The organism is Streptomyces sp. NPDC001450, from assembly GCF_053597295.1.
The window spans coordinates 1-9,653 of the sequence record NZ_JBSFHY010000095.1 but is presented as its reverse complement, the minus strand read 5'-3'; the positions used below and the strand labels follow the sequence as shown (position 1 = coordinate 9,653).

Sequence of the window (9,653 nt, the reverse complement as noted above, 5' to 3'; positions counted from 1 at the left end):
TTGGCGATCTCCCACAAGCCGTCCGGCACGATCCAACTCCACGTTCCCCGCCCCATACCGGGTCAACGTCCGCCTCACCACGTAGGACACGGTCTGAGTTGTCGAAGCGAACGGCGCTTCCTGGTTGCCGTTGGGCCGCCCGCTTCTTTGGCCAGTGTCGTACCTCCACGAGCCGAGTCAAGGGCGCTGCGCGTCGCCTTCGGCGATGGCCCTCCGGGCCACCCTTGACACGCCTCGCTCCAGCACGGGGAAGAAGCGAGCGGGCGGCCGGGGGAAAGTGGCCGGCTGAGCCACGTTGTCCCCTTGGGCATGCTGCGTTCGTGACGTCGGCGGAGTGGGCGCGACCGCGCCTCGCCTGCACGCCGGGTGGGTTTGGCGGCTTACGGCGAGTGGGCAGGGCGCGAGAGCACAGCCGACGCGGCGGCAGGCTCAGCGGCTTACGGCGAGTGGGCAGGGGCTGCCCTCGGGGTCGGGTCGGTGGGGCAGTCGGGGCGTCACATCCGTCCCTCCCGTCACGCGGGGTGGTGATTGGCAGCATTGGGCCATGAGTGGTGCATCCGTCCCACCTCTACGGCCGGGAGCATGACCCGGACCTGCGACTCTCTCTCAGCCCCTTGGCCCAAATCCACCAATTGCTGCCTGAGGGACCGCCACGGCCCCGACCCGCCACCTTGCCCCCCTCCCCCACCGGCCGGAAGTCGCTAAGCCGGCCCGGCGTGCTGGCGAGGCGCGACCGCGCCCCGTCGGCCGAGGTTGCCCTCGCAGCCGACCGTTGCTCGCGAACCCCGGCCGGGACCCCGCCTTTCCGGGCCGCTCGCTCGCTTCTTCCCCGTGCTGGAGCGGCCCGGGTCAAGGGTGGCCCGAAGGGCCATCGCCGAAGGCGACGCGAAGCGCCCTTGAGGCGGGCCGTGGAAGCACGACAATGCCGAGAAGCGGGCAGCCCCTACGGTCACTTCGCAGCGTGGGTGAGGAAGACGGCCCAGGCGGAGGGGGTCACCTTCAGCTGCCCCGTCTCGGGGGTCTTGGAGTCGCGGATGTGGATGGTGGCGGGGGTGGTGGCGACTTCGACGCAGTCGCCGGGTTCGTTGGTGCTGCTGTAGCTGCTCTTGAACCAGTGGAGTTCGGCGGTGCTCATAGTCTCCCCAGCGCTCGCTCGATGAAGGCCTGCGACTCCCTCGGCGTGAGAGCCTGCGCCCGGATCATGCCATAGCGCAGCTCAAGGATCCGAAGATCCTTCGGGTTTGAGACCGGGCGGCCGTTGAACGCCCCGTCGGAACGCCCGATCGCCGTGCCATCAGCGAACTTCAGTACCTCGATCAGGCCCGCTGCGCTGGCGTGCTCCTCTCGGTCGGTCGGCATGACCTGGAGCGTGATGTTCCGCAACTGCGCCACCTCCAGGAGGTGTTCGAGTTGTCGGCGTAGCACCATCTTCCCACCGAAGGGACGTTCGAGCGTCACTTGTTCCTGGACAAAACTGAGCGTCGGGGCGGGTTCTCGCTCGAAGACGACCTTTCGAGCCACGCGTGCTGCGGTTTCCCGCTCCACGATGTCTTCGGCGAGTGCGGGCTGCCTCATCTCGAAGATCGTTCGCGTGTACTCCGGCGTCTGCAACAACCCATGGATGGCGTGATTGCTGTACAGCAGCATCTCCACGGCCCGCCCCTCCAGCTCTGCCAGCTCCCGCACCTTCTTCGGATACCGAGCCTTCCGCATGTCCTCCATGAACGCCCTGAGGTGCCCCTGCGCCTTCAGCAGTTGGTCCGCCTTGTCCAGGAACTCCGGTCGAGGAATACGCACCCCGCGCTCGATCTTGCGAATCAAGTCCTCGCCGTAGCCCAGAGCCTCGGCCATCTCGGACACGCTCATCCCGGCCGCCTCCCGGCACACCTTCAGCAGGCGCCCCACCGCCTGAACCACCGGCTCGATCTCGTCCCCGGGCTCGACGTCCCAACCCGCCTCGTCCACACCGTCGTTCATGGCTCCTCCTCCGACGCGCACCTGTACCCGGTACAACGCCTGAGACAGCCAAGACAGCCGAGACAAAGCCAGGACAGTCACGCTACGCACAGGCGCCATCACTCACCCAAGTAGGCAGACCCGGACACGCTGAGTGACGTGAATCAAGAAACCGCCGTCATCCCCAACTTCACCGCCCGCCTCACCCCCACCCCCCAAGGCGCCCACCTCGCCCGCCTCCTCGCCACCGAACAACTCCACACCTGGGGACTCCCGTTGGACCGGGCACCCCAGATCGTCGCCGAGCTCGCCGCGAACGCGGCCACCCACGGCCGAGTCCCCGGCCGGGACTTCCGCCTCACCCTCTACGTCGTCGCCGACACCCTCCGTATCGAGGTCACCGACACCCGAGGTGACTGTCTCCCTCATCTCGAACGACCCGCCCCCGACGGCGAGTCGGGCCGCGGCCTCCTCCTCGTGTCGGAGTTGGCTGACCGCTGGGGCGTCGCGCATGGCCCACGCCCGCGCAAGACGGTGTGGGCCGAGGTGACGCTGCCAGGAGGAGTTCAGCCGGCCTGAACCCACGTCCACACCGCGAGACCGGTCGGCACCGGGAAGGCGAGGGCGCCCGTCAGGAGCAGGCGGGTGAGGGGGTTGAGGCGGCGGACGCCGGGGGCGAAGGCCAGCGCGAGCAGGGCCGCCGCGGCGCCGACGACGGTCAGGGCGTACGGCAGCACGAAACCCCGGACCTCCGCCCAGGACATACCGTCCGCCAGGCCCCACACGGCCACCATGCCCACCAGGAACGTCAGCCAGCCGAGCGAGCTGAGGGTGAGGATCCAGAGCACGGCGGCCAGCAGGCCCACCGCGGTCTCGCCACGGCTGTTCCGCGGCGCCGGCCGCGTGGGACCGTACAGAGTCGCATACGTCTGAGGGTTCAGGTTCACGAGGACGATCCTGCGCGGAGGCGCGCCGGTGCGGCATGGGCGCGGATACTCAACGCGGGCCCCCGGGTACTCAGGCACAAAAGAAGCCGGTGAGGGCGCCCCGTCCCCACGGATCCCTCACCGGCTGGTCTGCTGTCAGAAGCGGTACGTCAGGCGCGTACCAGCTCCTTCTCCTCGTCCGGGTCGGTGTCCCTGCCGTCCGCCGAGGACTGCGTACGCAGGCCCTCGCCCTCGACGTCGACGTTGGGCAGGGCGCGGTCCAGCCACTTCGGCAGCCACCAGGCCTTCTTGCCGAGCAGTGCGAGCACCGCCGGGACGATGGCCATGCGGACGATGAACGCGTCGAAGAAGACGGCGACGGCGAGACCGAAGCCGATCATCTTGACCATCGACTCGCTGGAGCCGATGAAGCCGGAGAAGACGGCGATCATGATGATCGCGGCGGCCGTGACGACCCGTGCGCCGTGCTTGAAGCCGGTCACGACGGCCTGGCCGGGCTTCTCCCCGTGGACGTACGCCTCCCGCATGCGGGTCACGAGGAACACCTCGTAGTCCATCGCGAGACCGAAGACCACGCCGACCATGAAGATCGGCATCATCGACATGACCGGGCCGGTCTCCTCGACGTTCATCAGGCCCGACAGCCAGCCCCACTGGAAGACCGCGACCACGGCGCCGAGGGCCGCCATCACGCTGAGCAGGAAGCCGAGGGCCGCCTTCAGCGGGACGAGGATCGAGCGGAAGACCACGATCAGCAGCAGGAAGGCCAGACCGACCACCAGGGCGAGGTACGGCAGCAGGGCGTCGTTCAGCCGCTGCGAGACGTCGATGTTCATCGCCGTGGAGCCGGTGACCAGCACCTTCGCGTCGGTCGCGGAGGTGATGTCCGCGCCCTTGCCGCGGATGGCGTGCACCAGGTCCTCGGTGGTGGTCGAGGACGGCTTGGAGTCCGGGATGACGGTGATCGTCGCGGTGTCGCCCGCCTTGTTGGGCGCGGCCGGGGTGACCGTGACGACGTCCTTCAGGCCCTTGATCTCGTCGCCGACCTTGGTGAAGGCCGCCTTCGGGTCGTCGCTGCCCCTGGCGTCGACCACGACCATCAGCGGGCCGTTGAAGCCCGGTCCGAAGCCGTCGGACAGGAGGTCGTAGGCGCGGCGCTGGGTGGTGGAGACCGGCTGGGAGCCGTCGTCCGGCAGGCCCAGTTCGAGGGAGGCGGCCGGGACCGCCGCCGCGCCGAGGCCGATCACACCGAGCAGCAGGACGGCGACCGGGCGCCGCACGACGAAACTCGCCCAGCGGGTGCCCATGTTGGGGCGGTCCGCCTGCTTGGGCCTGCGGCCGCCGCCGAGCAGCTTGCTCTTCTCGCCGGCCGGCTTGACCCTGCGGCCCGCGTAGCCGAGCAGCGCCGGGATCAGGGTGAGGGCGATGAGGACCGCGATGGCGACCGTGCCGGCGGCCGCGACACCCATCTTGGTCAGCATCGGGATGTTGACCACGGACAGGCCCACAAGGGCGATGACGACGGTCAGGCCGGCGAAGACCACCGCCGAGCCCGCCGTACCGACGGCCCGTCCGGCCGCCTCCTCGCGCTCGCGGCCCTCGGCCAGTTCGGAGCGGTAGCGGGAGACGATGAAGAGGGCGTAGTCGATGCCGACGGCGAGGCCGATCATCGACGCCAGGGTGGAGGTGGTCGTGCCCAGGTCCAGGGCGTTCGCGAGCGCGGTGATCGTGGAGACGCCGATGCCGACACCGATGATCGCGGTCAGCAGCGGGAATCCGGCGGCGAGCAGCGAGCCGAAGGTGATGACGAGGACGACCGCGGCGACCGCGAGGCCGATGACCTCGCTGGAGCCGGTCTCGGGCGTCGTCTGCAGCGCGTCACCGCCGACCTCGACCGTGAGCCCGGCGTCCCGCGCGGCCTGCGCGGCCTCCTTCAGCGCGTCGCGCGAGGAGTCCTCCAGCTCCATGCCGGAGACCTTGTACTTCACCGAGGCGTAGGCGATCGTGCCGTCCTTGCTGACGGCGTGCCCGGTGTAGGGGTCGGCGACGGAGACGACCTCGGAGCCGCTCCGCAACTCCTTGACCGTCTTCTTGACGGCCGCCTCGTTGTCCGCGTCCGTCATCTTCTCGCCGTCCGGCGCCTTGAAGACGACCCGTGCGGTCGCGCCGTCGGCGCTCATCCCGGGGAAGCGCTGTTCCAGCAGGTCGAAGGCCTTCTGGGCCTCGGTGCCGGGGATGGAGAAGGAGGAGTTGCCGGCAGCCGGCGCGGAGGCGGCGCCCACCCCGGCGAGGGTGAGCAGCGCGACCCATATGAGGGCGACGAAGTGCCGGCGCCTGAAGGCGAGCCGGCCGATTTTGTAGAGGAACGTGGCCACGAGGGCGTACTCCCGGTCAGGTCGTGGGGTTCATCTGGGCAGGGGCGATCAGCCCGACGACGTGAGCGGTGACGTCAGGTGGTGGGCTTGCTGGGGAGAGGGTTCGGCCGGTGGGTTCAGCCGGTGGTGACGCCGAGGGCGGGGAGGACCACGGCGTCGATGTACGAAATGAGGAAGGCCTGCGTCGGCGGCTTCTCGTCGATCATCGTGCGAGCGGCGAACCCGCCGATCATCATGTGCATCACGAATTCGATCGCCGGGTTGTCCGCACGGACCTCACCCCGGTCGATCGCCCGCTGCAGCACCAGGCGGAACTGCGCCATCTCCGGTTCGATCAGATGGTCCCGGAACGCCCGCAGGAGGTCCGGGTTGCCATGGATCGCCATGGCCAGACCCCGCATCAGCGCGGAGTTCTGTTCCATCTCGCAGTCGTCCGAACGCATGGTCAGGGCGTGCAGGTCGCCCTTGAGCGACCCGGTGTCGATCTCCTCGAGACCGAAGCCGCCCGGCTTGTTGTGCCGCACCGCCTTCGCCACCAGCTCGGCCTTGCCGCCCCACTGGCGGTAGAGCGTGGCCTTGCTGGACCGGGTGCGGGCGGCCACGGCGTCCATGGTGAGGGCGTCATAGCCGACTTCGCGGAGCAGTTCGAGCACGGCCTCGTACAACTCGGCCTCGCGTTCGGGCGTGATCCGACTGCGACGCGCTGCGGCGACCTCAGTCATGTCTCTCACCTTCCCGACTCGGTTGCCCGCTCCGAACGACACGGTTTCGTGCGTGACGAATGTACCGCAGCGACAAGCGAAACGAAACAGTTTCGTACGTGTGCTGGGTCACGCCTGTCGGTTTTCCATAAGTTGCTGGGCCTCCTCACCCGGAAAAGCATGGGGAGGTGAGCTATCTGCGCCTTCCCCACCTCAACGGCGACCTGCTGTGCTTCGTGGCCGAGGACGACCTGTGGCTGGCCCCCCTCGACTCCCCCGGCCGCGCCTGGCGGCTCACCGTGGACCGCACCAAGACCGGCCACCCCCGCTTCTCGCCGGACGGCCGTCAGATCGCCTACACGAGCTGGCGCAGCCTCATGCCCGAGATCCATCTCGTCGGCGTCGACGGCGGACCCGCGCGGCAGCTGACGTACTGGGGCAGCACCGACACCCAGGTCTGCGGCTGGACACCGCCCGACGCGGACGGCCAGAGCGACATCCTCGCCGTCGCCTCCCACGGCCAGCCCTTCTCCTACTACACCTGGGCCTACAAGGTGCCCACGGACGGCGACCCAGGCCGCAAGCTGCCCTGGGGCCCGGTCTCCGACATCCAGGTCGCCGACATCGACGACGTGCACATGACCCTGCTGCTCACCGGCACCCCGCCGCACGAACCCGCCTCCTGGAAGCGGTACCGGGGCGGCGCCATGGGCCGGCTGTGGCTGCACGGGAAGCGGCTGCTGGAGGGGATCGACGGGCATCTGGCCTCCCCCATGTTCGTCGGCGGCCGGATCGCCTTCCTCTCCGACCACGAGGGCGTCGGCAACCTCTACTCCTGTGCCCACGACGGCTCCGACCTGCGCCGCCACACCGACCACGACGCCTTCTACGCCCGCAACGCCGCCAGCGACGGCACCCGGGTGGTCTACCAGTGCGCGGGCGACCTGTGGCTGGTGGACGACCTCGCCGCGAACGCCGTACCGCACAAGCTCGACATCCGGCTGAGCGGCCCGCGCGCGGGACGCCGCAGGTACCAGGTGCCGGCCGCCCAGCACGTGGACGGCATCTCCGTGGACGAGACCGGGCGGGCCAGCGCCGTGGTCGTGCGCGGCAGCCTGTACTGGCTCACGCACCGGGACGGCCCCGCGCGCACGATCACGGACACACCCGGCGTGCGGGTCCGGCTGCCGGAGATGCTCGGCTCGACCGGGCAGGTGGCGTACGTGACGGACGCCGAGGGCGAGGACGCCATCGAGATCGCCCACCTCCCCCGTGCCAGCGGCGACCGTGCCCCCCGCCGACTGGCCTCGGGCGAGCTGGGCCGGGTGCTGGAGATGGCGTCCGACCCGCCGGGCGAGCGGCTGGCGATCGCGTCGCACGACGGGCGGTTGCTGCTGATCGAGGTGGCGGAGGGGACGGAGGGGGTGGCGGGCGTCGGAGAGGATGCCGCTGAGGCCTCCGACGCTTCCGGTGGCTCTGAGGGCTCGGTGGACGGGCAGGTCACCGAGCTGATCCGGTCCGTCAACGGGCCCGTCCGCGACCTCGCCTTCTCCCCCGACGGGTCCTGGATCGCCTGGTCGCAGCCGGGCATCGGCCGCTCGCTGCGGCAGATCAAGCTGGCCCGCATCAAGGACCGGCACATCGTGGACGTGACCAACGGCCGTTTCGAGGACGAGAATCCCGTCTTCACCCGCGACGGCCGCTACCTCGCCTTCCTCTCCTGGCGCGGCTTCGACCCGGTGTACGACGTCCACACCGGCGACCTGTCCTTCCCGCTGGGCTGCCGCCCGTACCTGGTCCCGCTCTCCTCGGCGACCCCGTCCCCGTTCGCCCTGAACCCCGAGGGGCGGCCGGCCGCGGGCGGGCTCGACCCCGTCGAGGACGAGGAGACCGGCGAGGCCGGCACGGTGACCGTGGAGGTGGAGGGCCTGGAGAACCGGGTGACGCCGTTCCCGGTCATCGCCTCCAAGTACTCGGCGCTGCACCCGGTCGCGGGCGGCGGCCTGGTCTGGCTGCGCTGGCCCATCTCCGGCGCGCTCGGCGAAACCTTCGTCAATCCGGCCGACATCAGCGGACGGCCGACGCTGGAGTACTTCAACATCACCAAGGCGAAGAAGTCCGAACTCGTCGACCATCTCGACTGGTTCGCGGTGAGCGGGGACGGGACCCGGCTCGTGGTGGTCGACGAGGGTGATCTTCGGGCGGTGCCGTCGACCGAGTCCGGCGACAGCGACACGACCGTGTGGATCGACCTGCGCCGCATCCTGCACGAGGTCGACCCGGCCGCCGAATGGCGCCAGTCCTACGAGGAGGCCGGCCGTCTCATCCGCTCCTACTTCTGGGACCCGGGCATGAGCGGCATCGACTGGGACGCCGTGCTCGACCAGTACCGGCCGCTCGTGGAACGGGTCGCCTCCCCCGACGAGTTCGCCGACCTGCTGCGCGAGGTCCTGGGCGAGCTGGGCACCTCGCACGCCTACGTCACCGCCGCCCGCCGCAACGAGGGCCCGCCCCACTACCAGCGCTGGCAGGGCCTGCTCGGCGCCAACTTCGTACGCCGGGACGGAGGCTGGACGGTCAAGCGGATCCTGCCCGGCGACTCGTCCGACTCCAAGGCCCGCTCGCCGCTGGCCGGGACGGGCATCCAGGAGGGCGCCGTCCTGACGCACGTGGACGGCCGCCCGGTCGATCCGGTGGCGGGACCGTATCCGCTGCTCGCGGGCTCGGGCGGTACGACCGTGGAGCTGACCTTCGCCCACCCCGTCGCCCACCACCCTTCCGAGGAAGGCCCTTCGGGCCCCTCCGACCCGGCCGAGGGCGAAGCCGGCGTGGCCCGGCGGGTCGCCGTCGTCCCGCTCGTCGACGAACGGCCGCTGCGCTACCAGGACTGGGTCACCAAGCGCCGGGAGGTCGTACGGGAGTTGAGCGGCGGCAAGTGCGGCTACCTGCACATCCCGGACATGGGCGGCTCGGGCTGGGCCCAGTTCAACAGGGACCTGCGCATGGAGGTGTCCCGGCCCGCACTGATCGTGGACGTGCGCGGCAACGCCGGCGGGCACATCAGCGAACTCGTCATCGAGAAACTCACCCGGACGATCCTGGGCTGGGACCTGACCCGGAACGCGCAACCGGTCTCTTACACCTCGAACGCGCCCCGGGGTCCGGTGGTGGCCCTGGCGGACGAGGCGACCTCCTCCGACGGCGACATGATCACCGCCGCCTTCAAACTCCTCGAACTCGGTCCGGTCGTGGGGCAGCGCACCTGGGGCGGAGTCGTCGGCATGACCGGCCGGCACCGCCTCGGCGACGGCACGGTGATCACGGTCCCGATGAACGCCGCCTGGTTCGACGCCTACGGATGGTCCGTGGAGAACCACGGCGTCGCCCCCGACCTGGAGGTCCTGCGCACGCCACTGGACTGGGCCGAGGGCCGGTACGCCCAGCTCGACGACGCCGTGCAGCTGGCCGTCGAGCTGCTGGACACCCACCCCGCGGCGGTTCCCCCGGACTACAGCGAGGTACCGGACCGCTCGAGGCCGAAGCTGCCGCCGCGGACGACGCCCTAGCGAGGCGGGTGCCCGGGTCCGGGAACGACGAGGCGGCTCGTTCATCAGACCCGTGCAGGCCATGTCCGGGTAGCGGTTGAAGTTGGAGGCGGCCGCGGTCACGCTCTC

Annotated in this window: 7 protein-coding genes; 2 read left to right on the top strand and 5 right to left on the bottom strand. The window is 70.2% G+C overall.

Features of this window, described 5'->3' with window-relative positions:
* Positions 1 to 949: 949 nt before the first annotated feature.
* Together ACWC5O_RS44605 and ACWC5O_RS44600 are read right to left on the bottom strand one after the other, a co-directional pair.
* On the bottom strand, positions 950 to 1,135 hold the full coding sequence (locus ACWC5O_RS44605; protein WP_450592376.1) for a DUF397 domain-containing protein: 186 nt from the start codon (positions 1,133 to 1,135) through the stop codon (positions 950 to 952).
* Entirely contained in the window at positions 1,132 to 1,977 is an 846-nt protein-coding gene (locus ACWC5O_RS44600; protein ID WP_450592377.1) for a helix-turn-helix domain-containing protein, read from the bottom strand. The genes ACWC5O_RS44605 and ACWC5O_RS44600 overlap by 4 nt, the downstream gene beginning before the upstream one ends.
* Positions 1,978 to 2,115: 138 nt before the next feature.
* On the opposite strand from ACWC5O_RS44600, the gene ACWC5O_RS44595 reads away from it, so the two are divergent.
* A complete protein-coding gene (locus ACWC5O_RS44595; RefSeq protein ID WP_450592379.1) occupies positions 2,116 to 2,535 on the top strand; it encodes an ATP-binding protein in 420 nt (139 codons plus the stop codon).
* On the opposite strand, the gene ACWC5O_RS44590 is transcribed toward ACWC5O_RS44595, so the two are convergent.
* The 3 genes from ACWC5O_RS44590 to ACWC5O_RS44580 all read right to left on the bottom strand — a co-directional run bounded on the left by ACWC5O_RS44590 (position 2,523) and on the right by ACWC5O_RS44580 (position 6,000).
* The gene (locus tag ACWC5O_RS44590; RefSeq protein WP_450592381.1) at positions 2,523 to 2,903 is read right to left on the bottom strand and encodes a hypothetical protein; all 381 of its coding nucleotides are present in this window, start codon (positions 2,901 to 2,903) and stop codon (positions 2,523 to 2,525) included. The two genes, ACWC5O_RS44595 and ACWC5O_RS44590, sit on opposite strands and share 13 nt — an antisense overlap.
* 149 nt (positions 2,904 to 3,052) lie before the next feature.
* Positions 3,053 to 5,278 (bottom strand): MMPL family transporter, encoded by a 2,226-nt coding sequence (locus ACWC5O_RS44585; protein ID WP_450592383.1) that lies wholly within the window; start codon positions 5,276 to 5,278, stop codon positions 3,053 to 3,055.
* A 116-nt stretch (positions 5,279 to 5,394) separates the two neighbouring features.
* On the bottom strand, positions 5,395 to 6,000 hold the full coding sequence (locus tag ACWC5O_RS44580; RefSeq protein ID WP_450592384.1) for a TetR/AcrR family transcriptional regulator: 606 nt from the start codon (positions 5,998 to 6,000) through the stop codon (positions 5,395 to 5,397).
* 167 nt (positions 6,001 to 6,167) lie between these two features.
* Here ACWC5O_RS44580 and ACWC5O_RS44575 point away from each other — a divergent pair, with 167 nt between their 5' ends.
* A complete protein-coding gene (locus ACWC5O_RS44575) occupies positions 6,168 to 9,545 on the top strand; it encodes a S41 family peptidase (protein ID WP_450592386.1) in 3,378 nt (1,125 codons plus the stop codon).
* The last annotated feature ends 108 nt before the right edge of the window (positions 9,546 to 9,653 follow it).